This is a genomic window from Agrococcus sp. TSP3-2-1, from assembly GCF_049897585.1.
Lineage (GTDB): Bacteria > Actinomycetota > Actinomycetes > Actinomycetales > Microbacteriaceae > Agrococcus.
Window position 1 is genome coordinate 48,133 of record NZ_JAFCWN010000009.1, and the last position, 21,759, is coordinate 69,891.

Here is a 21,759-nt window from a genome sequence, read left to right on the forward strand (position 1 = left end):
GTCGCTGCACCGCGGCAATATGATGAGGGGAATGCACGAGAGCCGAAGGAGTCCCAGTGCCTCAGATCACCGTCCCTGACGGCGTCATGCCCCCGGTCGTCCCAGCCGACCCAGACGCCAACGTCACCGATCTCCTCGAGGAGACCGTCCGCCGCACCCCCGACGGCTCCCTCTTCGCCATCCCCGAGGGCGAGGGCTGGCGCGAGGTCACCGCGCGGGAGTTCCACCGCCAGGTGATCGCGCTCGCGAAGGGCTTCGTCGCTGCGGGCGTGCAGCCGGGAGACTTCGTCGGCTTCATGTGCAAGGTGCGCTACGAGTTCTCGCTCGTCGACTTCGCGCTCTGGTACGCCGGTGCGCGCATGGTGCCGGTCTACGAGACCTCGGCGCCCTCGCAGATCCAGTGGATCCTCTCCGACAGCGGCGCGACGCGCGTCATCCTGGAGGACGCCGACCTCGTCTCGCGCTTCGACGAGGCGCACGGCGACCTCCCCGCCGTCGCCGACGTCTGGCGCATCGACCGCGGCGACCTCGACCGGCTCGTCGAGCAGGGCAAGGACGTCGCCGACGACGAGATCGAGCGCCGTCGCTCGCTCGCGGTCGGCAGCGACCTCGCGACCCTCATCTACACGTCGGGCTCGACCGGTCGCCCCAAGGGCACGATGCTCACGCACTCGAACTTCGTCGAGCTGTGCCGCAACGCTGCCGCCGTGATGTCCGACGTCGTCGGGCCGGGCTCGTCGACCCTGCTGTTCGTCACGCAGGCGCACGTCTTCGCACGCTTCATCTCGGTGCTCGCGATCTCGGCGAGCGTCCGCGTCGGCCACCAGGCCGACACGAAGAAGCTCCTCGCGTCGCTCGGCAGCTTCAAGCCGACCTTCTTCCTCGCCGTGCCGCGCGTGTTCGAGAAGGTCTACAACGCGAGCGAGCAGAAGGCCGAGGCTGGCGGCAAGGGCAAGATCTTCCGCGCGGCCGCGCAGGCCGCCGTCGCCCACTCCAAGGCGCTCGACGAGGGCCACGTGCCGCTCGGCCTCAAGCTGCGCTTCAAGGTGCTCGAGCGCCTCGTGCTCAACAAGCTCAAGGTCGCGATGGGCGGGCAGGTGAAGTACGCCGTGTCCGGCTCGGCGCCGCTGTCGACCTACCTCGCGCACTTCTACCGCTCGCTCGGCATCCGCATCCTCGAGGGCTACGGCCTGACCGAGACGACCGCGCCGCTCACGGTCAACGTGCCCGACCGCTTCAAGATCGGCACCGTCGGTCCGGCGCTGCCCGGCAACGGCGTGCGCATCGCCGAGGACGGCGAGGTGCTCGGCAAGGGCGTCGCCGTGTTCGCGGGCTACTGGAAGAACGAGCAGGCCACGAAGGATGCGTTCACCGAGGACGGCTGGTTCCACACGGGCGACATCGGGTCGCTCGACAGCGAGGGCTACCTGACGATCACGGGTCGCAAGAAGGAGATCCTCGTCACGGCTGCGGGCAAGAACGTCGCGCCCAACACGCTCGAGGACCCCATCCGCTCGAACACGATCATCGGCCAGCCGGTCGTCGTCGGTGACCAGCGGCCCTTCATCGCCGCCCTCATCACGCTCGACGGCGAGATGCTCCCCACGTGGCTCGAGAACAACGGCCACGACAAGTCGCTCTCGCTCGAGCAGGCGGCGCAGCACCCCGCGGTCATCGAGGAGGTGCGCTCCGCGATCCAGCGCGCGAACCGGCTCGTCTCGCGCGCGGAGTCGGTGCGCAAGTTCGCGATCGTGCCGGTCGAGTTCATCGAGGCGAACGGTCACCTGACGCCCAAGATGTCGATCAAGCGCCACAACATCCTGCAGGACTTCGAGGCGCAGATCGACGACATCTACGCCGCCGACTCGAAGGCGCACGACGTCGGCGAGTGAGCCGCAGCACGAAGGGGGCCCCGCGGGGCCCCCTTCGTGTCTCAGAACCAGTCGGCCTGTCGCACGGCGTGCATCGCGACCGCGCGCGTCTCCTTGTCGAGCGACTGGAGGTAGAGCCGCCCGTCGAGGTGCCCCATCTCGTGCTGCAGCATCTGCGCCATGAGGCCCTCCCCCTCGAGCACGACCTCGCGCCCGTCGAGGTCGACGCCGATCACGCGGCAGAAGGGGTGCCGCGGGGTCGGGAAGCCGAGGTCAGGCACCGAGAGGCAGCCCTCGTCGACGAGCTCCGGCTCGCCGCGCACCTCGTCGATGCGCGGGTTGAGCACGTAGCCGAGCTCGCCGTCGACGAGGTAGGCGAACGCGGCCTTCGCGACGCCGATCTGGTTGGCGGCGACGCCGGCGCGACCGGGCAGCTGCACGGTGTCGAGCAGGTCCTGCACCAGTGCGGCCGTCGCCGGGTCGGCGGGGTCGACGGGCTCGGCGCGCTCGCGCAGCACCGGATCGCCGAAGACGCGGATCTCTCGGACGCTCACGCGGGCCGCACCACCGCGATGAGGTCGCCCGCCTCGACGGGCGTCGTGCCCGAGAGCGCGAGCCGCTCGACGGTGCCGGCGATCGGGGTCGTGATCGCCGCCTCCATCTTCATCGCCTCGATCGTCGCGACGGGGTCGCCGGCCGCGAGCTGATCGCCCGCGGCGACCTTGACGGTGACCGCCCCCGCGAAGGGAGCCGCGACCTGGCCCGGCATGGAGGCATCCGCCTTCTCCGCCTGCGGCTTGTCGACCTTGACCGAGCGGTCGCGCACGTAGACGGGGCGCAGCTGGCCGTTGAGCACCGTCATGACCGTCACCATGCCGTCGTCGTCGGCCTCGCCGACCGCCTCGAGCGAGACGTTGAGCGTGACGCCGCGGCCGATGCCGACGTGGTGCTCCTCGCCGTGCTGCATGCCGTAGAGGAAGTCGATCGTGTCGACGACCGAGAGGTCGCCGTACTGCTCGCGCGTCTCCTTGAAGGCCTTCGTCGGTCCGGCGAAGAGCAGCTCGTTGAGCGCGTCGCGGCGGTCGGCGCCCGGCTCGGCGAGGCGCGCGGCCTGCTCGGGGGCGAGCGGCTTCACCGAGATGTCGACGTCGCGGCCCTCGAGCACCTTCGAGCGGAAGGGCTCGGGCCAGCCGCCCGGCAGGTCGCCGAGCTCGCCGGCCAGGAAGCCGATGACGGAGTCGGGGATGTCGAACTTGCGCGGGTCGCGCTCGAACTCCTCCGGGTCGACGCCTTGCGCGACGAGCTGGAGCGCGAGGTCGCCGACGACCTTCGACGAGGGCGTCACCTTCGTGGGGCGGCCGAGGATGCGGCTCGCCTCGGCGTACCAGTCCTCGATGCGCTCGAAGTCGTCGGCGAGGCCGAGCGCGATCGCCTGCTGGCGCAGGTTCGAGAGCTGCCCGCCGGGGATCTCGTGGTGGTAGACGCGGCCGGTGGGGCCGGGCAGGCCCGACTCGAACGGCTTGTAGAGGCGGCGCACAGCCTCCCAGTAGGGCTCGAGGTCGCTCACGGCCTGGAGCGAGAGGCCCGTGTCGCGCTCGGTGTGCGCGACCGCGGCGACGAGGGCCGAGAGCGAGGGCTGGCTCGTCGTGCCCGCCATCGGGGCGCTCGCGACGTCGACGGCGTCGACGCCGACGGCCGAGGCGGCGAGCAGCGTGGCGAGCTGGCCGCCCGCGGTGTCGTGCGTGTGGAGGTGCACCGGCAGCGCGAAGCGCTCGCGCAGCGCCGCGACGAGCTTCGACGCCGCGCCGGCGCGGAGGAGCCCCGCCATGTCCTTGATCGCGAGCACGTGCGCGCCGGCGTCGACGATGCGCTCGGCGAGCCGCAGGTAGTAGTCGAGCGTGTAGAGGTCCTCGTCGGGGTTCAGCAGGTCACCGGAGTAGCAGAGCGCCACCTCCGCGACCGCGGTGCCGGTCGCGCGCACCGCATCGATCGCGGGGCGCATCTGGTCGACGTCGTTGAGCGCGTCGAAGATGCGGAAGACGTCGATGCCGGTCGCGGCAGCCTCGTCGACGAACGCGCTCGTCACCTCCGTCGGGTAGGGCGTGTAGCCGACGGTGTTGCGGCCGCGCAGCAGCATCTGCAGCGGGATGTTCGGCATCGCCTCGCGCAGCCGCGCGAGCCGCTCCCACGGGTCCTCGCCGAGGAAGCGCAGCGCGACATCGTAGGTCGCGCCGCCCCACGCCTCCATCGAGAGCAGCTCCGGCGTCATGCGCGCGACGTGCGGCGCGATCGCCACGAGGTCGGCGGTGCGCACGCGCGTCGCGAGCAGCGACTGGTGCGCGTCGCGGAAGGTCGTCTCGGTGACCGCGAGCGAGGTGCGGTCGCGGAGCGCCTGCGCCCAGCCCTCGGGGCCGAGCTGCTGCAGCTTCTGGCGCTCGCCAGCGGGCGCCTCGGTCTCGAGGTCGCAGCCGGGCAGCTTGATCGCCGGGTTGATGACGCCGTCGGCCGCGCCGTTCGGCTGGTTGACGGTGACGTCAGCGAGCCACGCGAGCACCTTCGACGCGCGGTCCTTCGGCGGGTTGATGCGCGTGAGCTCGGGGTGCTCGTCGATGAAGTGGGTCGAGACATCCCCCGCCCGGAACTCCTCGTCGTCGAGCAGGTTGAGCAGGAACGGGATGTTCGAGGCGACGCCGCGGATGCGGAACTCGCTCACCGCGCGGTGGGCACGGCGGATGGCGGTGTCGAGGTCGCGACCGCGGCACGTGACCTTCGCGAGCATCGAGTCGAAGTGCGGGCTCACCTCGGTGCCCGGGTTGATCGTGCCGCCGTCGAGCCGCACGCCCGCGCCGCCGGGCGAGCGGTAGGCCGTGATGCGGCCCGTGTCGGGGCGGAAGCCGTCGGCCGGGTTCTCGGTCGTGACGCGGCACTGCAGCGCGGCGCCGTGCATCTCGATGCGGTCCTGCGTGAGGCCCAGCTGCTCGAGCGACTCGCCCGCGGCGATGCGGATCTGGCTCGCGACGAGGTCGACGTCGGTGATCTCCTCGGTCACGGTGTGCTCGACCTGGATGCGCGGGTTCATCTCGATGAAGACGTGCTGGCCAGCGCGCTCCCCCGCGGTGTCGAGCAGGAACTCGACGGTGCCCGCGTTGACGTAGCCGATCGACCGCGCGAAGGCGACGGCGTCGCGGTAGAGCGCGTCGCGCTGCTCTTGCGAGAGGTTCGGGGCCGGGGCGAGCTCGACGACCTTCTGATGGCGGCGCTGCACCGAGCAGTCGCGCTCGAACAGGTGCACGGTCTCGCCGGTCGCGTCCGCGAGGATCTGCACCTCGATGTGGCGGGGGCGCACGACCGCCTGCTCGATGAACATCGTCGGGTCGCCGAACGCACTGTCGGCCTCGCGCATCGCGCCCTCGAGCGCATCCCGGAGGTCCTCACGACGCTGGACCAGACGCATCCCCCGACCGCCGCCGCCCGCGACCGCCTTCGCGAAGACGGGGAAGCCGATCTCGTCGGCGCCGGCGACGAGCGCCTCGATGTCGGTCGTCGCGGGCGTCGAGCGCAGCACGGGCACGCCCGCGGCGATCGCGTGCTCCTTGGCCGTCACCTTGTTGCCGGCCATCGCGAGCACCGACGGGCCCGGGCCCACGAAGGTGATGCCGGCCTCGGCGGCCGCGGTCGCGAGCTCGGGGTTCTCGCTCAGGAAGCCGTAGCCGGGGTAGATGGCGTCGGCGCCCGCGTCCTTCGCGACCCGGATGATCTCGCTCACCGTGAGGTAGGCGCGCACGGGGCGGCCGGGCTCGCCGATCTGGTACGCCTCATCCGCCTTCTGGCAGTGGAGGGAGTTGCGGTCCTCGTGCGCGTAGACGGCGACGGTGCGGATGCCGAGCTCGTTGGCCGCGCGGAAGGCCCGGATGGCGATCTCACCACGGTTGGCGACGAGGAGCTTCGAGAACATAGAGGAACCCTCCAGGGTGCGGCGACGCGGGCTTCTCAATGTAGTGGGGCTAGGCTTGGGCGCCGTGCACGTACTCTCGATCAGCTCGCTCAAAGGCGGTGTCGGCAAGACCACGGTGACGCTCGGCCTCGCCTCCGCCGCCTTCGCCAAGGGCCTCCGCACGCTCGTCGTCGATCTCGACCCGCAGTCGGACGCCTCGACCGGCATGGACATCGAGATCGAAGGCCGGCTCAACGTCGCCGACGTGCTCGCGAACCCGAAGGACAAGGTCGTCCAGCAGGCCATCTCGCCCTCGGGCTGGACGCAGGGCCACGGCGGCACGATCGACGTGCTGATCGGCTCGCCCTCGGCGATCAACTTCGACGGGCCGCACCCGACGATCAAGGACATCTGGAAGCTCGAGACGGCGCTCACGACGGTCGAGAACGACTACGACCTCGTGCTCGTCGACTGCGCGCCGTCGCTCAACGCCCTCACGCGCACCGCGTGGGCCGCGTCCGACCGCGTGCTCGTCGTGACGGAGCCCGGCCTGTTCTCGGTGGCCGCCGCCGACCGCGCGCTGCGCGCGATCGAGGAGATCCGCCGCGGCCTCAGCCCGCGCCTCCAGCCGCTCGGCATCGTCGTGAACCGCGCGCGCCCGCAGTCCCTCGAGCACCAGTACCGCATCCAGGAGCTCAAGGACATGTTCGGCCCGCTCGTGCTCGACACGGTGCTGCCCGAGCGCACCTCGATGCAGCAGGCGCAGGGCGCCGCCCGGCCGCTGCACGTGTGGCCCGGTGAGGGCGCGCAGGAGATGGCGCTGCAGTTCGACGAGCTGCTGCAGCTCGTGCTGACCGCCTCGGGCCGCGCGGGCGACGAGGCGGCCTCGGGCCGCAAGGTGCCGGCGCCGACGGCTGCCGTCGACGCGACGGCCGCTGCCCAGCTCGAGGAGGCAGCGGCAGCCGAGGCGGAGGCCAACTCCTCCTCCGCTCCCGACAAGCAGTAGCAGCCCGAGAGCGCCCGCACCCCTCCGGTGCGGGCGCTCTCGCATCCCGCCCGCCCCGAGCGGTCACTTCCGCGCGTGAGCGGTCACTTCCGCGCGTGAACGGTCACTTCCGCGCGTGAACGGTCGCTTCCGCGAGTGAGCGGTCACTTCCGCGAGTGAGCGGTCGCTTCCGCGCGTGAGCGGTCGCTTCCGCGCGCGAGCGGTCACTTCCGCGCGTGAACGGTCACTTCCGCGCGTGAACGGTCACTTCCGCGCGTGAGCGGTCGCTTCGGGCCTCGAGCTGTCATCCCCAGAGGAGTTGACCGTTCGCGGGCGGAGCTGACCGCTCGCGGGCGGAGCTGACCGCTCGCGGGCGGAGTTGACCGCTCGCGGGCGGAGCTGACCGCTCGCGGGCGGAGCTGACCGCTCGCGGGCGGAGCTGACCGCTCGCGGGCGGAACTGACCGCTCGCGGGCGGAGCTGACCGCTCGCGGGCGGAACTGACCGCTCGCGGGCGGAACTGACCGCTCGCGGGCGGAACTGACCGCTCGGAGAGGCGTCGCTCGGAGGCGGGAGGTGCCACCCGTCTGCGGCTCGCCCCCACTCGCCTGCGGGAGGCGCCACTCAGATGCGGGAAGCGCCACTCAGATGCGGGAAGCGCCACTCAGATGCGGGAAGCGCCACTCAGATGCGGGAGGCGCCAGTCAACTGCGGGAGGCGCCAGTCGGCTGCGGGGGTGGCGGCAGCGGGCGGCGCGGATGCGGGGGGCGGGTCAGGCGGTGCGGCTGCGGCGCGCGCGGCGCGCGGCGAGCTCGTCGACGGGGCGCTCGTCGACCGGCGTGCCCTCGAGCTCGATGAGCTGCGACTCGACCTCGCGGAGCACGCGGCCGACGGCGATGCCGAACACGCCCTGGCCGTTGCTCAGCAGGTCGATGACCTCGTCGTTCGAGGTGCAGAGGTAGACGCTCGCGCCGTCGGAGATGAGGGTCGTCTGCGTCAGGTCGCGCACGCCCGCGTCGTGCAGTTGCTGCATCGCGACGCGGATCTGCTGCAGCGAGATGCCGGTGTCGAGCAGCCGCTTGACGAGCTTGAGCACGAGGATGTCGCGGAAGGAGTAGAGCCGCTGGCTGCCGGAGCCGTGGGCGGGGCGGATCGTCGGCTCGACGAGCCCGGTGCGCGCCCAGTAGTCGAGCTGGCGGTAGGTGATGCCGGCGGCGTCGGCGGCGATGGAGCCCTTGTAGCCCACCGCGTCGTGCTCCTGCGGGAGGCCGTCGGTGAAGAGCAGGCCCGAGTCGATGCGGGGGGTGCCGCCCTGATCTGCATCCCGGGTGCCGTCGCGCATCGCCGTTCCCTTCCGAAGAGCTGAGCCCCAACCTTCAAGTCGAGGTTGAGTGTTGTCGCCCACCGTATCGACCCGTCGCCCCGACCCGGCGGAACCTGCGACCGGCGCGGCGTGTCGGGTCGAGTCTACGCCCTGCCGCCGACGCGCGGCCGGGACGCGCGGGCGCTCACGCGCCGAGCGCGTCGCGCGTGAGCAGGTCGCGGACGGCCTGGATCTGGCCCGCGAGGTCGCGAGCGGTCTCGGCCGCCTTCGCCTGGCTGCCCGTCTCGCGGCGCCCGCGCATGGGCTTGAGCGCCGATTCGATGAGCGCGGCCTCGCGCTGCGCCGACTGCCGCATGCCCCGGAGGTGCCGCGGCTCGATGCCGTACCGCTGCAGCTCGACGAGCGCGCGCAGCGCCTGCACGGCGGCGTCGCCGAACGGCTCGGCGCCCGGCAGCAGCTGCGCCGAGATCGCGTCGGCGAGCAGCTGCTTCGAGGCGCCTGCCTCCGCCTGCAGCTCGGTGCGCGAGAGCCGGCGCTCGCTGCCGAGGATCGACGGCGCCTCGAGGCGCACGTTCGCGCCCGGGATCTGCGGCGAGCGGCCCGCGTCGATGTCGTCGAGGTGGCTGAGGATGACCTTGAGCGGCAGGTAGTGGTCGCGCTGCAGCGTGAGGATGTAGCGGAGCCGCTCGACGTCAGTCGCGTCGAACTTGCGGTAGCCCGACGGAGTGCGCTGCGGCGAGATGAGCCCCTGGTCCTCGAGGAACCGAAGCTTCGACGGCGAGAGGTCGGGGAACTCGGGACCGAGCTTCGCGAGCACCTGGCCGATCGAGAGGAGGGCGGCAGCCTTCCTCGCCGCCGGCGCGCTCACTGCCGGGGTTCGAGGTCGAGGCGGGAGCGGTAGAAGGTCAGGCGGAACTTGCCGACCTGCACCTCCGCGCCGTCGTGCAGCACCGCCTGGTCGACGCGCTCGCCGTTGTGGTACGTGCCGTTGAGCGAGCCGAGGTCGCGCAGCTCGAAGCTCGTGCCGGAGCGGGCGAACTCCGCGTGCCGGCGCGAGACGGTGACGTCGTCGAGGAAGATGTCGGCGTCGGGGTGCCGGCCCGCGATCGTCGAGTCCTGGTCGAGCAGGAAGCGTGCGCCGACGTTGGGCCCGCGGCGGACGACGAGGATCGCCGACCCGGAGGGCAGCGAGGCGACCGCCTCGCGGTCCTCCGGCGTGGTGCCGGAGAGCATGGCGGCGAGCTGCGCGCGGTAGTCGTCACCCCACGACTGGGTGCTCTCTCCGTCGCGGCCGGGCTGGCGGCCGTCGTGCTCGGTCATGCGCTTCCTCCACGCGGATGGGCCATCGCTGGCCAGGGTCTCAAGTGCCGTTCAGCATAGCGATCCGGAGGCTGAACCAGACGTTGAACGTCTGCAGCCTTGAGAGGCCACCCTAGCGAATCCGGCAGCCCCGGCGCGCCGGTCAGGCGAAGCCCGCGAACGCCCGTAGCAGCGCGGCGGTGACGGCCGCCGCGGCGACCGCGACGATGAACGGCGCTCGCACCGCGAACAGGCCCGCCGCGACGAGCACGGCGGGGATGCGCGCGTCGAGCACGATGCCGCCCTCGCCGCCCAGCGCCTGCACCGCGACGAGCCCAGCGAGCAGCGAGACGGTGAGCAGCTCGAGCGTGCGCCGCGGCCGCGGGCTGTCGAAGACGGCCGGCGGCACCGCGTAGCCGAGCAGCTTGATCGCGAGCACCGCGATGCTCGCGAGCAGCAGGAGGTGCCAGAGCGTCACGAGTGCTGCCCCTTCCCGCTCCCCCGCGCCCCCGGGTCGGGCAGCGCCGACTCGTGCCGCGGGCCGAGCCAGTTGGTCAGGCCGACGACGACGCCCACGACCGCGGCGACGATGACGGGCATCCCGGCCGGCAGCACCGGCAGCAGGGCAGCGGCGAGCGCGGCGCTCGCCGCCGCGACCGCGACCGCCTGCCGCGCCTTGAGCCTCGGCCACAGGAGCCCGACGAAGGCGGCGGCCGCCGCCGCGTCGAGGCCCCACTGCCGCGGGTCGCCGAGCAGGTCGCCGAGCAGCGCGCCCGCGAGGGTCGCGAAGTTCCAGCCGAGCCAGATGCCGACGCCCGTGACCCAGAAGCCCGTGCGCTGCGCGCGCGGCTCGTCCTGCGCGAGCGCGACGGCGGTCGACTCGTCGATCGTGACGTGCGCGGCCACCGGCAGCAGCGCCCCGCGCGGCTGCACGACCCGGCGCATGCTCATGCCGTAGAGCGCGTTCCGCAGCCCGAGCATCGCCGCGCTCGCGACGCCCGCGATGCCGCCACCCGCGGCCACCACGCCGATGAACGCGAACTGCGAGCCGCCGGAGAACATCACCAGGCTCAGCACCATCGTCTGCCACAGGTCGAGCCCCGAGGCGATCGAGAGAGCGCCGAACGAGAGCCCGTACGCGCTCGTCGCCACGACGACGCTGAGGCCCTCCCGCCAGGCGCGCCGCACCGCATCCGTCTGCACCGATCCAGCCTAAGCGCGACGGCTAGCCGACGTGCTCCGTGCCGTGGGTCGAAGGAGGCCGGCGCGCCAGCGATGCGGAGATCTCGTCAGCAGATGCTCCTCCCGTAGGTCAGCTCGTACAGATCTATCTCTCGCTCGGCATCCACGGATCGCTTGTATCGATCGTTTCGATCACTTAGGATGATCGATATGATCAATCGAGAGAACGCATGAGCGCGCTGCGGTCGCCCGCGTCTCGACGACGGCAGGTCATCGACCTGCTCTCGACGCGGGAAGGGCCGGTCGGCACCGACGATCTGAGCGCGGAGCTCGGCGTGTCCGTGGTCACCATGCGGCGTGATCTCGACTCGCTCGAACAGAGCGGGCAGATCATCCGCACCCACGGCGGAGCGATGATCAATTCGCAGCGACCCGAGCGATCCATCCCCGAACGCCAGGACACGAACGCGCTGGCGAAGGCGGAGATCGCCGTCGCGGCGGCGCGCCTCGTGCAACCGGGCATGACCGTGCTGCTCGACGCTGGCACGACGACGAGCCGGCTCGCCGCAGAGCTGGCGGGAATCCCCGGCCTCACCATCGTGACGACCGGTGTCAACGTGCTCGGCGTGCTCGCGAGCTCGGACACCGACGCCACGATCATCTGTGCCGGCGGAACCCTGCGCAAGGTGAACCAGACCCTCCTCGGCCCGTTCGCGGTGAGCGTCGTCAGCTCCGTCTACGCCGACATCGCATTCGTCGGCTCCGACTGCGTCGACCTGCGACGCGGGGTGTCCTCGCGCACGCCGGAGCAGAACGCGATGAAGGCGCTGATGATCCGCCAAGCCCGGCGGCCGATCATCGTCGCGGACTCCTCGAAGCTCGCCACGAACTGGGCGACGCACTGGTTCATGCCGCCCGCCGGCGTGGAGCTGCTCACCGACAGCGGCGCGGCCGACGACGTCCTCGCCCCATTCCTCGAATCGGAGGCGTGGGATGTCCTGACCGCCGGAGCCGACGCCTTGTCCGACTCCGCACGATCCAGCCGACCGAACAGCCAAGGAGTCGCGTGACCGCCTCAACCACAACGATGAAGCGCGCGGTGCTGAACGCACCGCGCGACCTCCGGATCGAGACCGTGCCGGTGCCGGAGCTGGAGCCCGGAGACGTGCTGCTGCGCGTCGAATCTGCGCTCATCTGCGGCACGGACCTGCGCATCGTCGATGGCACGAAGACGAAGAACGTCTCCTACCCCTCCGTGCTCGGCCACGAGTTCGCCGGCGAGATCGTCGCGAGCGAGGGCGCGCTGCCCGACGGACTCCGGATCGGCGAGCGCGTCGCGGTGTATCCGCTCGTCCAGTGCGGCCACTGCGCGAGCTGCGTCCGCGGCCTCGGCAACATCTGCCGCAACCGTCAGGCGTTCGGCTATCAGATCGACGGTGGGTTCGCAGAGTACGTGCGAGTGCCGGCGGTGGCCGTCCAGGCCGGCAACCTCGTCAGCGTGGGCGACACGCCCGCTGACGTCGCGGCCGTGATCGAGCCCCTTGCGTGCGCCTACAACGGTCAGCGGCTCATCGACGCGGAGTCCGCACGGTCGATGCTCGTCGTCGGTGCCGGTCCCCTGGGGCAGCTGCACATCCGGCTGGCGCGGGCGCTCGGTGTCGAGATCGTCGTCGCGGTCGACCCTGCCGCCCACCGCCGGGAGATCGCGCTCGACTCGGGAGCGACCGCGGCGCTCGACCCGTCCCGGGTCACCGCAGAACTGGCGAGGGAGCTCACCGACGGTGACGGCTTCGACACGATGGTGGTCGCGGTTGGCCGCGCCGACGCCATGGAGCCGTACCTGCAGATGCTCGCCCCCGGCGGTCGCGTGAACGTCTTCGCCGGGTTCCCCACCGGCACCGACTCCGTCACCATCCCCGCGAACTCCGTGCACTACAACGAGACAGTCATCGTCGGCAGCTCCTCCTGCAAGCTGACCGATTTCGTGAAGGTTGCCGAGCTCATCCGCACTGGAGTCATCCCAGGCGAGGGGCTCGTCACCGCGCACCTCCCCATCGACGAGCTCGAGCAGGGTCTCGAGCGCGCCAAGCAGGGCATCGACCTGCGCATCAGCATCGACGCGACGATCAGGCCCGACTCGGGCGCCACTGAAGGAGAGAACGCATGACCACGAACGCCTACATGCCCCAGCTCGGGGCCGGAAGCGGCCTCGGCCGCTCGATCCGCCTCCGCCGGCTGTTCGGCGACAACGGCAAGGCCGTCGTCGTCGCGCTCGACCAGGCGGTGCCGCGCGGCGTCGCTCCCCGGCTCGCGGCGATCCAGGACACCTGGTCGCAGATCGACGCCGGTGGGCCGGACGCGGTGACCGTCTCGAAGGGCATCGCCGCCAGCCTGTTCGGCGGCAGCGGACGCCCGCGCCCGTGGATCCTGAAGGCCAGCACCTTCTCGGTGGACTTCCACCTCACCTACGACGCCACCGTGGCGTCGGTCGACGAGGCCGTGCGCCTCGGCGCGGACGCCGTCGCCGTCGGCATCAGCGCGGGTTCGTCGGTGCAGGCGCAGATGCTCGAGATGCTCTCTCGCGTCACCGAGCGTGCGGCCGAGCTCGGCATGCCAACGGTCTGCCACGCCTACCCGAGCGGTGAGCTGTGGGGCGACCGCAAGGGATCCGAGGAGTCCGTCCTCTACGCTGCCCGCGCGGCTGCCGAGTGCGGCGTCGACATCATCAAGACCTGGTACACGGGCTCGACCGAGAGCTTCCGGAACGTCGTCGACGGCACCCCCGGGCTCGTCATGGTGGCAGGCGGCAAGAAGCTCGACACCGACCTCGAGGTGCTGCAGTTCGCGCAATCCGTCGTGGACGCCGGCGCTGCCGGCCTGACCATCGGCCGCAACGTCTGGGGGGCCGACAACCCGACCGCGATGGTGAAGGCGCTTCGTGCGATCGTGCACGACGGTGTCTCCGCTACCGAGGCAGCGCGCACCCACCTCGACGTCGTGACGGCCTGACGATGAGCGGGGAGCTCTACGTCGGCGTGGACGTGGGCACCACCGCCACCAAGGCTCTGCTGGTGGATGCCGGCGGACACGTCGTCGCGCGCGGACGGGCTGTCCACGAGTCCTCCATCTCAGCGGGGCGCGTAGACCCCCGATGCTGGTGGGCCAGCGCGAAGGCGGCCGTCGGTCAGCTCGGTGCGACTCGCAGCCGCGCCGTCGCCATCGGGATCTCTGTCCACTCGCCCGTCCTCGTCCCGATGGACGAGGACGGCGAGGCGCTGTGCGACGGCTACCGGTTCGACGCCCCGGGTCTGCCCGGGCTCGTGTCCGCCGCCGCGACCGCGATGGGTCCAGAGGTGCACGCCCGCCTCGGCAACCCGTTCACGCCGGCCACAGCGATCGTCGTCGCCTCGCGGCTCTTCGAGCGCGAGCACGGCGACCGCCAGGAGGCCCTGCGCTGGCTGGGCTCCGTGGGAACGGTGCTCGGTCACCGGATGACCGGAAAGGTCGCGATAGACCCGAGCCAGGCTTCGTACTACGGCTGCTTCGATGTGGTCGACGGCGAGGACTGGCTCACGGCCGCGACGTCGGCGCTCGGCGTCCCGAGGGAGTTGCTCCCGCCCGTGCGCCCCGCGGGGTCGCCGCTCGGCTCACTTCTCCCCGAGGTTGCCGAGCTCCTCGGCCTGCCCGCCGGGATCCGGGTGTCGGTGGCGGGCGGAGATACCCCGAGCGCAGCCGTCGCGGTCGGCCTCGACGCCGAGGCGGGGACACTCCTGACCCTCGGCACGACGCACGTTGTCACGCGCTTCCGGACGCAACCGGATGGCCGGAACCGTCGCCTGCTGCAGCGCGCGCACCTCGAGAAGGGCACTTGGCTCGCGCACGGCGCGACCAACGGCGGGCTCGCACTGGCCGTCGGCCTGAGGGATGCCGTCGGCGCGCGAGATGGGTCGGTCGCCGACGCGATCACCGCCGCCGCCAGACTCGATCCGGCCGAGACGGCCACCGCGCCGTACTCGCTGCCCCATGTCATCCCAGAGCGCGGTCCCCTGTGGATGTCGGAGCCCGCCGCGGGTCTCGTCGGCGTTCCCGAGGGAGCGACGGTCGACCCTCAGGCGGCCGCCTGGGCCGTGGTCGAGGGGGTCCTCTTCGCCGACCGGATGGTGCTGGGTCACGTCGAAGGACACGATTCGAGCCCGATCCGGGTCTCCGCCGATCTCTCCAGCGGCACCGAGTTCGTCCAGCTCGCTGCGGACGCGTTCGGACGGGAGCTGCGCTTGGTGCACGAGTCGCACCTGTCCGCGCTCGGTGCCGCTCGGCATGCCGCGGCGGCCGAGGGCATCCAGATCCCCCCGGCGTCCGCCGAGCGGGTCGTATCGCCCCGCAGCGACCGAGCGGCGCTCGTGGAGGCGCGGTGGCAGGCGTGGCGTGCGCATCGCGCGTCGCGCGTCGGCCTGTGACGCCACTGACGGGACGCGCCGCGCGCCGAAGAGCCTGACCGGCCGATCGGCGCGACCAACCATCGGCCCGACTACCGGACCGGTGTGACGGGATCGCGTCCCGCTAGCACCTCCGCGATGTTCCGCACTGCCAGCCGACCCATCGCGTCGCGGGTCGCCGCGCCAGCGCTGCCGATGTGCGGAAGCAGCACGACGCGATCGGAACCGCGCAACCGCTCGTTGACCCTCGGCTCGTGCTCGTGCACGTCGAGGCCCGCGCCCGCGACGTGGCCGGAGTCGAGCGCGTCAGCGAGGGCCTCCTCATCGACGAGCGGGCCGCGACCGGTGTTGATCAGATAGCTGCCGCGTCGCATCGACGCGAGGCGGGACGTGTCGACCATGCCCTCGGTCTCCGCCGTCAGCGGACAGTGCAGGGTGACGATGTCCGCGCGAGCGAAGAGCTCGTCGAGCGTCACGGCTTCGACGCCGAGTGCCGCCGCCTCCGCGCCGGTCGCGCGGGACCCGGTTGCGACGATCCCGGCGCCGAAGGCGTGCGCTCGACGAGCCACCGCCATGCCGATGCGACCGAGACCCACGATCCCGAGCGTGGCGCCGGCGCTCAGCTGCAGGCCGATCCACTCCTGTGGACCCCAGATCCATGACGATCCGCCGCGGATGAACCTGTCCGCCTCGACGACCCGTCGAGTCGTCGCGAGGATCAGCGCCAGGGCGAGGTCCGCCGTCGCATCGTCGAGCACGCCAGGCGTGTTGGAGACCACCACACCGCGCCGCGCCGCTGCCTCGAGGTCGACGTTGTCGACCCCCGCCGCCCCGTTGGCGACGATCCGCAGGCCTTGACCCGCAGCAGCGAGGACCTCGTCGTCGATCCGCTCCGTCAGCTGGGACAGGATCGCGGATGCGTTCGCCACGGCGTCCAGGAGCGCGGAGCGCTCGGGCGGGGCCTCGCCGAGGACGACGAGCTCGCCCGGAAGCCGCTGCGCTTCCTCCATGACAGCCGCAGTCAGCGAACGCGTGATGACGATGCGGCCGGTCACGTGTCGGCGTCCTCGTCCACGAACACCAGCTGCACACTCGGCGCGATCCACGAGCGATCCCACCGACCGGCGGCGATGTCCGCCCGCTGGCCCTCTTCCTTCGCGACGACGGCCTCCGCTGCTTCGAGCACCTCGAGCACGCGCTCGGCGGGGACGACGACGATGCCGTCAGGGTCACCGACGATCAGGTCGCCATCCCGGACCGGGCGCCCCCCGATGCTCGCGGTGCCGTGCAGCTCGCCGGGTCCGCTCTTGTACGGACCCATGTGCGAGATCCCGCGTGCGAACACCGGGATGGCGCCCTCGGAGATCGGATCGTGGTCGCGCACCGCACCGTCGACGACGATCCCGGAGAATCCCTTCGTCTCGGCATACGTCGTCATGAGTTCGCCGAGGATGGCGTTCGTGGTGTCACCGCGTGCGTCGATGACGAGCACGTCGCCGGGGCGACCCATGTCCAGGGCGACGTGGACCGCGAGGTTGTCGCCGGGGCGAGTCCGGACGGTGAACGCCGTGCCGACCATCGACTTGCCGCCGAGCGACGACAACGACGCGCCGACGGGGCGAAGTCCGGTCGCTCCGGTGGTCCGCTCGGAGCTGTCGGAGACGGCCGGAGTCGGGACGTCGGCATACCGTCGGAGGATCTCCGGGTCGATCGGCGAAGCCGGCGTGGAGACGCGGACGATGTTCATGGGACTCCTCAGGCGATCTTGCTCTGCGCGTCGAACGGGAACGGCCGCTCCGCGACCTGCTTCAGGGCCGCGGCGACCGCGGGTTGGAGGGGGATCCCCTCCCGGGATCGAATCTCGGAGATGCGCTCCTCGAGCTCGCCGGGGACCAGCACCTCGCCGCTCTCCGCCGCGGTCAGCTTGATGGCGTCAATCATGTCCGACATGCGCTCGCCGAACGAGGAGGTCGGCTGGAACGCCGTGATGTCGGTGATGCTCAGGAACGCGCCGACACCCTGCGGTCGCTCGAGCTCGTCGTAGAGGTCGCCGACCTCGGGTCCGACGCTCGCGCCGGACAGCACCGCGGCCATGATCTCGATCATGAGCGCGATCCCATATCCCTTCGGCCCGCCGAAGGGAAGGACGCTGCCCTCGAGCGCAGCTGCGGCGTCGGTGGTCGGTCGGCCGGTCGCATCCACGGCCCAGCCCTCGGGGATGTCTTGCCCCAGCTGAGAGGCGAGGATGATCTTGCCTCGCGCGACCACGCTCGTGGCCATGTCGAGCACGATCGGTGCCCGGTTCCCCGCGGGGACCGCGAAGGTGTACGGGTTGGTGCCGAGGAATCGCTCCCGCCCGCCCCAAGCGACCATCGTGGACGGGGCGTTGCCGTAGAGGAACACCGCGGCGCCCCGCTCTGCAGCGCGGCGGGCGAAGTAGGCGCCGGAGCCGTAGTGATTCGAGTTCCGGATCCCGGCCGAGACCACCCGCTGCGTCGGCAGGCGGTCGAAGGCGAGGTCGACCGCACGCTGCGTGACGACCTGACCCATCCCGTTGTCTCCGTCGATCAGGAGCGCTCCGCCGTCCTCCGCGACGACCTTCACGTCCGGGACCGGGTTGGTGATGCCGCGTTGGATGCGCTCGATGTAGATGGGCACTCGACTGACGCCGTGGGAGTCGACTCCGCGGAGGTTCGCCTCCACGAGCGAGTCCGCCACGAGCGCCGCGTCGGCGGACGGAACACCGGCGTCGGCGAAGATCGCCGCGCAGTAGTCGCGCAGCCCTGACGCGGGGACCGTCAGCGGCGTCGGCGCGCTCACAGGCACCGCCGCATGATCTCGACGAGGTCCTCGGCGCGCGTCGGCCGCGGGTTCACCACGACGTTCCCGGAGGTCATGCTCTCCTGTGCGAGCGTCGGCAGGTCCGCCTCGGTGACGCCGTAGGCGGACAGCTTCGAGGGAGCGCCGATGTCGGCGAGCAGCTCGCACGCCGCCGCGACGCCCGCGTCGGCCGCCTGCCGGAGGGTCATCCCGCGGGTGTCGATGCCGAAGAGCCGGGCGATCTCGGCGAACTTCGGCTGCGCCGCCACGACGTTGAATCGCATGACTTCGGGCAGCAGGATGGCAATCAGGTCGCCGTGCGGGATCTTGGCGAGAGCGCCGAGCGGCATGGCCATCGCGTGGGCGAGTCCCAGTCGCGTAGGCGCGAACGCGCACGCGGCCATCGTCGCGGCGATCATCATGTTCGAGCGCGCCTCGATGTCCGCACCGTCGAACACTGCCTGACGAAGCGAGCCCGCGATGAGCTCGATCGCCTTCTCGGAGAGCGCCTCGGAGATCGGCTGAGTCGCCTTGTTCACATAGGACTCGAGCGCGTGCGCCAGCGCATCCGCGCCGGTGCCCACGGTCTGCCGGGCAGGCAGGGTGAGGGTCAGCGCCGGGTCGCACAGCGCCAGGGTCGCGGTCATGTTGCGACCGCCGATGCCGTACTTGTCGGAGTTCTCCTTCTCGGAGATCACCGCCCAGATGGCGCACTCGCTCCCGGTTCCCGCGGTGGTGGGCAGCGCGATGACCGGCAGGCCCGGCTCGCTCGGAACGTTGAGGCCGACGAAGTCCCGGATGTGGCCGGGGTTGCGTGCCATCAGCGCGGCGGACTTCGCCGTGTCGAGGGCGCTGCCGCCGCCCACCCCGACCACGATGTCGGCGCCAGATGTCCGGGCGAGCTCGGCGGCCGCCATGACGCCCTTGGCGTCCGGCTCGGGCTCGACGTCCGTGAACACGGCCGGCTCGAGCCCGCCGTCCCGGAGCAACCGGACGACGCGGTCAACGACGCCTGCGGCAACGAGGCCGGGATCCGAGACGAGCAGGACGGACGACCCGTCGAGCGTCGCGACCTCAGCCGGGAGGGTGTTGACCGCGTCGACGCCGAAGGTGATGCGGGTCGGCAGTTCGAACGTGAAAGGGCGATGGGAGTTCATGTGGGTCCTCGGTGCCTCGGATCGGTCAGAAGGTCAGGGCTGCTGGTCGTAGATGACCTTCAGGCTGGTGAAGAACTCGGTCGAGGTCGAGCCGATCCCGAAGGCGCCCTGTCCGGACTGCGCGACCCCGCCGAAGGGGATGTGGCCCTCGCTCACCGTGCCGTGGTTGATGTGGACCATCCCGGAGCGGGACTCCATGGCGACGCGGCGGGCGACGCTGCCGTCGTCGGCGAAGACCGAGGCGGTGAGGCCGTACTGCGTCTCGTTGGTCACGGCGATCGCCTCGTCGATGTCCGCGACCGGGATGACGGCCAGCACCGGCGCGAACACCTCGTTTACCGCGAGGGGGCTCCCGGGGGCGACGTCGGTGAGAACGGTCGGCGGGACGAAATAGCCGCTGTCGCCGGAGGGGTCCGGCACCGCTCCACCGGTGAGCAGTCGCGCGCCGTTGGCCTGCGCCTCGGCGATGTACCGCTGCGATCGCTCGAACGATGCGCGATCGACGACGGGTCCCATGGTGGTGCCCTCGTCGAGCCCGTGGCCGACGACGTACCTCTGGGCCTTCTCGGCGAGTGCTTGCTCGAGGGCTTCGCGGACCTGTGGCACCACGATGACACGGCTGATGGAGGTGCAGCGCTGACCGGAGGCGGTGAAGGCCGCGCCGATGATCTCGGTGGCGACCCGGTCGATGTCCTCGACCTCGGCGACCACTGCGGCGTTCTTCCCGCCCATCTCGAGCTGGGTGCGGGCGTTGCGCGCAGCGGCACGCGTAGCGATCGAGAGGCCCACCTCGGTGGAGCCGGTGAAGGTGATGCCGGCGATGTCCGGGGACTCGACGAGCAGGGAGCCCGTCTCCCGGCCGGAGCCGAGCAGGAGGCTGAAGACCCCCTTGGGAAGCCCCAGCTCGTGGAGGATCTCGGCGATGATCACGGTGGCTCCGGGCGCCTGCATGGCTGGCTTCAGCAGCACGGGGCATCCGTTGACGAGCGCGGGGACGACCTTCCGCACGGGAGTCAGGATCGGGAAGTTCCACGGGGTGATCGCGGCGACCGGACCGATCGGCTGGCGCACGGTGCGGATGTCGGTGTTCGGCCGCGTGCTCGGGAAGGTCTCGCCACCGCCGCGCAGCGCCTCGCCCGCCCAGAACCGCGCCTCGAAGAACACGCGGCTGGTCTCGCCGTACGACTCGGCGCGGGCCTTGCCCATCTCGCGCGTCGCGATGTCGGCAAGCTCGTCCTGCCTGCCGGCCCAGAGCCGGAGGAAGTCGTACACGAGGTCGCTGCGCTCTGCGGCGTTCGTCAGTGCGAACGCCGGAGCTGCGGCGGTCGCAGCCGCGATCGCCTCGTGCGTCTCGTCTGCCGTTGCCAGCGCGTAGCGGGCGACCAGCTCGTCGGGGCGACCGGGGTCGCGCGTCTCGACGATCTTGGCGTCCGGGTTGTCGATCCAACGGCCAGCGACGTAGCTGGAACGAGGGGTGATGAGGGTGGAGGGCACGAGAATCCTTCGGAGTTGAGCAGTGACGCGGCGGGCTCAGCGGCCGACCGGTTGGTACCCGGTGAGCCATTCGGCGGGCAACAGCACCAGGTCAGGGAAGACGGCCAGGAGGACGATCGCCCCAGCGAGCACCGCATAGTGCGGCAGCGCGGCGCGGACGATGGTCTCCATGGGCAGCTTCGCGACGAACGAGGTCGCGAACAGGGACACTCCGACGGGCGGGGTGACCAGCCCGATGGAGAGGGCGGCGACCAGGAACACCACGAAGTGCACCGGGTCGATGCCGGTGGCGAGCGCCGTCGGCATGAGGATCGGGATGGTCAGCAGGATTGCGGCGGTGATGTCCATGATCGCGCCGACGATCAGCAGGATGAGGCCGATGATCAACATCATCACGACCGGGTCGGTGGTGAGCGAGGTAAGGCCGGCGCTCACGAGTGCGGGCAGCCCGTCGATCGTGAAGATGTAGGACGCGGCGGCCGCCACCATCGCGATGAACAGGATGGTGCCGGTCGTCACGCCCGTCTCGACGAGCATGGCAGGAATCTGCCGCGGCTTCATGTCGCGGTAAACGAACATCGCCACGACCACGCTGTAGACCACCGCGACAGCCGCGGCCTCCGTGGGCGTGAAGACGCCGCCGAACAGCCCGAGCAGGATCACAATGGGGCCGCCGAGCGCCGGGATGCCGATGACGACGGTCTTGACGCTCTCCTTCAGAGACAGCCGGCTAATTTCGCCATACTTCTTGCGCACGGAGATGATGTAGTTCAGCACCATGAGCACGGCGATGAACACGACCGACGGACCGAAGCCGCCCGCGAGCGCCGCACCGACGGAGACACCCGACGCGGAGGCGGCGATGATCATTAGGATGCTAGGCGGGATGACCGACGACAGCGTCGACGTGACCATCGTCATCGCAGCGCCGTAAGCCTTCGGGTAACCGTGGTCGGTCATCGCCTTGATCTCGATCTTGCCAAGACTCACGACGTCGGCGATCGAGGAGCCGGAGATCCCGCCGAAGATGGCGCTGGCGGCGATGTTCACCTGCCCGAGCCCGCCGCGGAACCGTCCGAACATCACGGAGGCGCCGGCGAAGATGCGTTCCGAGATGCCGCCTCCGGCCATCACATTGCCGGCTCTTCGCAGTTGACGGTGTAGACGTTCGGGTCGCGTCGGTTCGGGGATAGGGGTCGAGGTCTTCCAGGATGGAAGTTCCTACACTCACCGTCCGAAAGACCTCGACGTGCTCAAC

Annotated in this window: 19 protein-coding genes; 6 read left to right on the top strand and 13 right to left on the bottom strand. The window is 71.1% G+C overall.

The genetic code is table 11. The features are described 5' to 3' along the window. Window positions 1-86: 86 nt before the first annotated feature. Window positions 87-1,892 carry an AMP-dependent synthetase/ligase gene (locus tag ACP7BI_RS12450; RefSeq protein WP_425846825.1) on the top strand — a complete coding sequence of 602 codons (1,806 nt, stop codon included), beginning with the start codon at window positions 87-89 and terminating at the stop codon, window positions 1,890-1,892. A gap of 41 nt (window positions 1,893-1,933) precedes the next feature. Here the strand turns inward: ACP7BI_RS12450 and ACP7BI_RS12455 are convergent, their stop codons facing one another. Further along, window positions 1,934-2,425, bottom strand: coding sequence for a peptide deformylase (locus tag ACP7BI_RS12455; protein ID WP_425846788.1), 492 nt, complete (start codon window positions 2,423-2,425; stop codon window positions 1,934-1,936). Further along, a complete protein-coding gene (locus ACP7BI_RS12460; protein ID WP_425846790.1) occupies window positions 2,422-5,826 on the bottom strand; it encodes a pyruvate carboxylase in 3,405 nt (1,134 codons plus the stop codon). The genes ACP7BI_RS12455 and ACP7BI_RS12460 overlap by 4 nt, the downstream gene beginning before the upstream one ends. Before the next feature lie 64 nt (window positions 5,827-5,890). On the opposite strand from ACP7BI_RS12460, the gene ACP7BI_RS12465 reads away from it, so the two are divergent. Continuing rightward, window positions 5,891-6,811 (top strand): ParA family protein, encoded by a 921-nt coding sequence (locus tag ACP7BI_RS12465; RefSeq protein ID WP_425846792.1) that lies wholly within the window; start codon window positions 5,891-5,893, stop codon window positions 6,809-6,811. A gap of 750 nt (window positions 6,812-7,561) precedes the next feature. Here the strand turns inward: ACP7BI_RS12465 and ACP7BI_RS12470 are convergent. The 5 genes from ACP7BI_RS12470 to ACP7BI_RS12490 all read right to left on the bottom strand — a co-directional run bounded on the left by ACP7BI_RS12470 (window position 7,562) and on the right by ACP7BI_RS12490 (window position 10,615). After that, a complete protein-coding gene (locus ACP7BI_RS12470) occupies window positions 7,562-8,131 on the bottom strand; it encodes a MerR family transcriptional regulator (protein ID WP_211449555.1) in 570 nt (189 codons plus the stop codon). A 166-nt stretch (window positions 8,132-8,297) separates the two neighbouring features. Next, window positions 8,298-8,981: a MerR family transcriptional regulator gene (locus tag ACP7BI_RS12475; protein ID WP_425846794.1), complete on the bottom strand. Its 684-nt coding sequence runs from the start codon at window positions 8,979-8,981 to the stop codon at window positions 8,298-8,300. Beyond that, entirely contained in the window at window positions 8,978-9,433 is a 456-nt protein-coding gene (locus tag ACP7BI_RS12480; RefSeq protein WP_425846796.1) for an FHA domain-containing protein, read from the bottom strand. Before ACP7BI_RS12480 ends, ACP7BI_RS12475 begins: the two co-directional genes overlap by 4 nt. Before the next feature lie 142 nt (window positions 9,434-9,575). Then, the gene (locus ACP7BI_RS12485) at window positions 9,576-9,890 is read right to left on the bottom strand and encodes an AzlD domain-containing protein (RefSeq protein WP_425846798.1); all 315 of its coding nucleotides are present in this window, start codon (window positions 9,888-9,890) and stop codon (window positions 9,576-9,578) included. Then, a complete protein-coding gene (locus tag ACP7BI_RS12490; protein ID WP_425846801.1) occupies window positions 9,887-10,615 on the bottom strand; it encodes an AzlC family ABC transporter permease in 729 nt (242 codons plus the stop codon). The genes ACP7BI_RS12485 and ACP7BI_RS12490 overlap by 4 nt, the downstream gene beginning before the upstream one ends. Before the next feature lie 209 nt (window positions 10,616-10,824). Between ACP7BI_RS12490 and ACP7BI_RS12495 the strand changes: the two genes are divergently transcribed. The 4 genes from ACP7BI_RS12495 to ACP7BI_RS12510 are packed head-to-tail and all read left to right on the top strand — an operon-like array spanning window position 10,825 to window position 15,051. Then, window positions 10,825-11,664, top strand: coding sequence for a DeoR/GlpR family DNA-binding transcription regulator (locus tag ACP7BI_RS12495; RefSeq protein ID WP_425846803.1), 840 nt, complete (start codon window positions 10,825-10,827; stop codon window positions 11,662-11,664). Next, window positions 11,661-12,761, top strand: a complete 1,101-nt coding sequence (locus ACP7BI_RS12500; RefSeq protein WP_425846805.1) for an alcohol dehydrogenase catalytic domain-containing protein — start codon at window positions 11,661-11,663, stop codon at window positions 12,759-12,761. Before ACP7BI_RS12495 ends, ACP7BI_RS12500 begins: the two co-directional genes overlap by 4 nt. Continuing rightward, window positions 12,758-13,603: a class I fructose-bisphosphate aldolase gene (locus tag ACP7BI_RS12505; RefSeq protein ID WP_425846808.1), complete on the top strand. Its 846-nt coding sequence runs from the start codon at window positions 12,758-12,760 to the stop codon at window positions 13,601-13,603. The genes ACP7BI_RS12500 and ACP7BI_RS12505 overlap by 4 nt, the downstream gene beginning before the upstream one ends. Before the next feature lie 2 nt (window positions 13,604-13,605). Then, window positions 13,606-15,051: a xylulokinase gene (locus ACP7BI_RS12510; protein ID WP_425846811.1), complete on the top strand. Its 1,446-nt coding sequence runs from the start codon at window positions 13,606-13,608 to the stop codon at window positions 15,049-15,051. A 71-nt stretch (window positions 15,052-15,122) separates the two neighbouring features. Here the strand turns inward: ACP7BI_RS12510 and ACP7BI_RS12515 are convergent, their stop codons facing one another. From ACP7BI_RS12515 to ACP7BI_RS12540, 6 genes are read right to left on the bottom strand one after another with little or no spacing between them, the layout of a single operon-like run. Next, complete coding sequence (locus ACP7BI_RS12515) at window positions 15,123-16,085, bottom strand: 2-hydroxyacid dehydrogenase (RefSeq protein ID WP_425846812.1); 963 nt, start codon at window positions 16,083-16,085, stop codon at window positions 15,123-15,125. Further along, window positions 16,082-16,777 carry an RraA family protein gene (locus tag ACP7BI_RS12520; RefSeq protein WP_425846814.1) on the bottom strand — a complete coding sequence of 232 codons (696 nt, stop codon included), beginning with the start codon at window positions 16,775-16,777 and terminating at the stop codon, window positions 16,082-16,084. The genes ACP7BI_RS12515 and ACP7BI_RS12520 overlap by 4 nt, the downstream gene beginning before the upstream one ends. An 8-nt stretch (window positions 16,778-16,785) precedes the next feature. Continuing rightward, window positions 16,786-17,856 (bottom strand): Ldh family oxidoreductase, encoded by a 1,071-nt coding sequence (locus ACP7BI_RS12525; RefSeq protein WP_425846817.1) that lies wholly within the window; start codon window positions 17,854-17,856, stop codon window positions 16,786-16,788. Continuing rightward, window positions 17,847-19,007: an iron-containing alcohol dehydrogenase gene (locus ACP7BI_RS12530; RefSeq protein WP_425846819.1), complete on the bottom strand. Its 1,161-nt coding sequence runs from the start codon at window positions 19,005-19,007 to the stop codon at window positions 17,847-17,849. Before ACP7BI_RS12530 ends, ACP7BI_RS12525 begins: the two co-directional genes overlap by 10 nt. A gap of 33 nt (window positions 19,008-19,040) precedes the next feature. Then, window positions 19,041-20,501, bottom strand: coding sequence for an aldehyde dehydrogenase family protein (locus ACP7BI_RS12535; RefSeq protein ID WP_425846821.1), 1,461 nt, complete (start codon window positions 20,499-20,501; stop codon window positions 19,041-19,043). 36 nt (window positions 20,502-20,537) lie between these two features. Continuing rightward, window positions 20,538-21,632: a TRAP transporter large permease gene (locus ACP7BI_RS12540; RefSeq protein WP_425846823.1), complete on the bottom strand. Its 1,095-nt coding sequence runs from the start codon at window positions 21,630-21,632 to the stop codon at window positions 20,538-20,540. Between the last annotated feature and the right edge of the window lie 127 nt (window positions 21,633-21,759).

What these genes read in the sequence shown, in the direction of transcription:
- ACP7BI_RS12505 (WP_425846808.1), top strand. Translation starts at nt 12,758, where the DNA reads ATGACCACGAACGCCTACATGCCCCAGCTCGGGGCCGGAAGCGGCCTC.
- ACP7BI_RS12460 (WP_425846790.1), bottom strand. Translation starts at nt 5,826, where the DNA reads ATGTTCTCGAAGCTCCTCGTCGCCAACCGTGGTGAGATCGCCATCCGG.
- ACP7BI_RS12530 (WP_425846819.1), bottom strand. Translation starts at nt 19,007, where the DNA reads ATGAACTCCCATCGCCCTTTCACGTTCGAACTGCCGACCCGCATCACC.
- ACP7BI_RS12470 (WP_211449555.1), bottom strand. Translation starts at nt 8,131, where the DNA reads ATGCGCGACGGCACCCGGGATGCAGATCAGGGCGGCACCCCCCGCATC.
- ACP7BI_RS12450 (WP_425846825.1), top strand. Translation starts at nt 87, where the DNA reads ATGCCCCCGGTCGTCCCAGCCGACCCAGACGCCAACGTCACCGATCTC.
- ACP7BI_RS12480 (WP_425846796.1), bottom strand. Translation starts at nt 9,433, where the DNA reads ATGACCGAGCACGACGGCCGCCAGCCCGGCCGCGACGGAGAGAGCACC.
- ACP7BI_RS12510 (WP_425846811.1), top strand. Translation starts at nt 13,606, where the DNA reads ATGAGCGGGGAGCTCTACGTCGGCGTGGACGTGGGCACCACCGCCACC.
- ACP7BI_RS12540 (WP_425846823.1), bottom strand. Translation starts at nt 21,632, where the DNA reads ATGGCCGGAGGCGGCATCTCGGAACGCATCTTCGCCGGCGCCTCCGTG.
- ACP7BI_RS12495 (WP_425846803.1), top strand. Translation starts at nt 10,825, where the DNA reads ATGAGCGCGCTGCGGTCGCCCGCGTCTCGACGACGGCAGGTCATCGAC.
- ACP7BI_RS12520 (WP_425846814.1), bottom strand. Translation starts at nt 16,777, where the DNA reads ATGAACATCGTCCGCGTCTCCACGCCGGCTTCGCCGATCGACCCGGAG.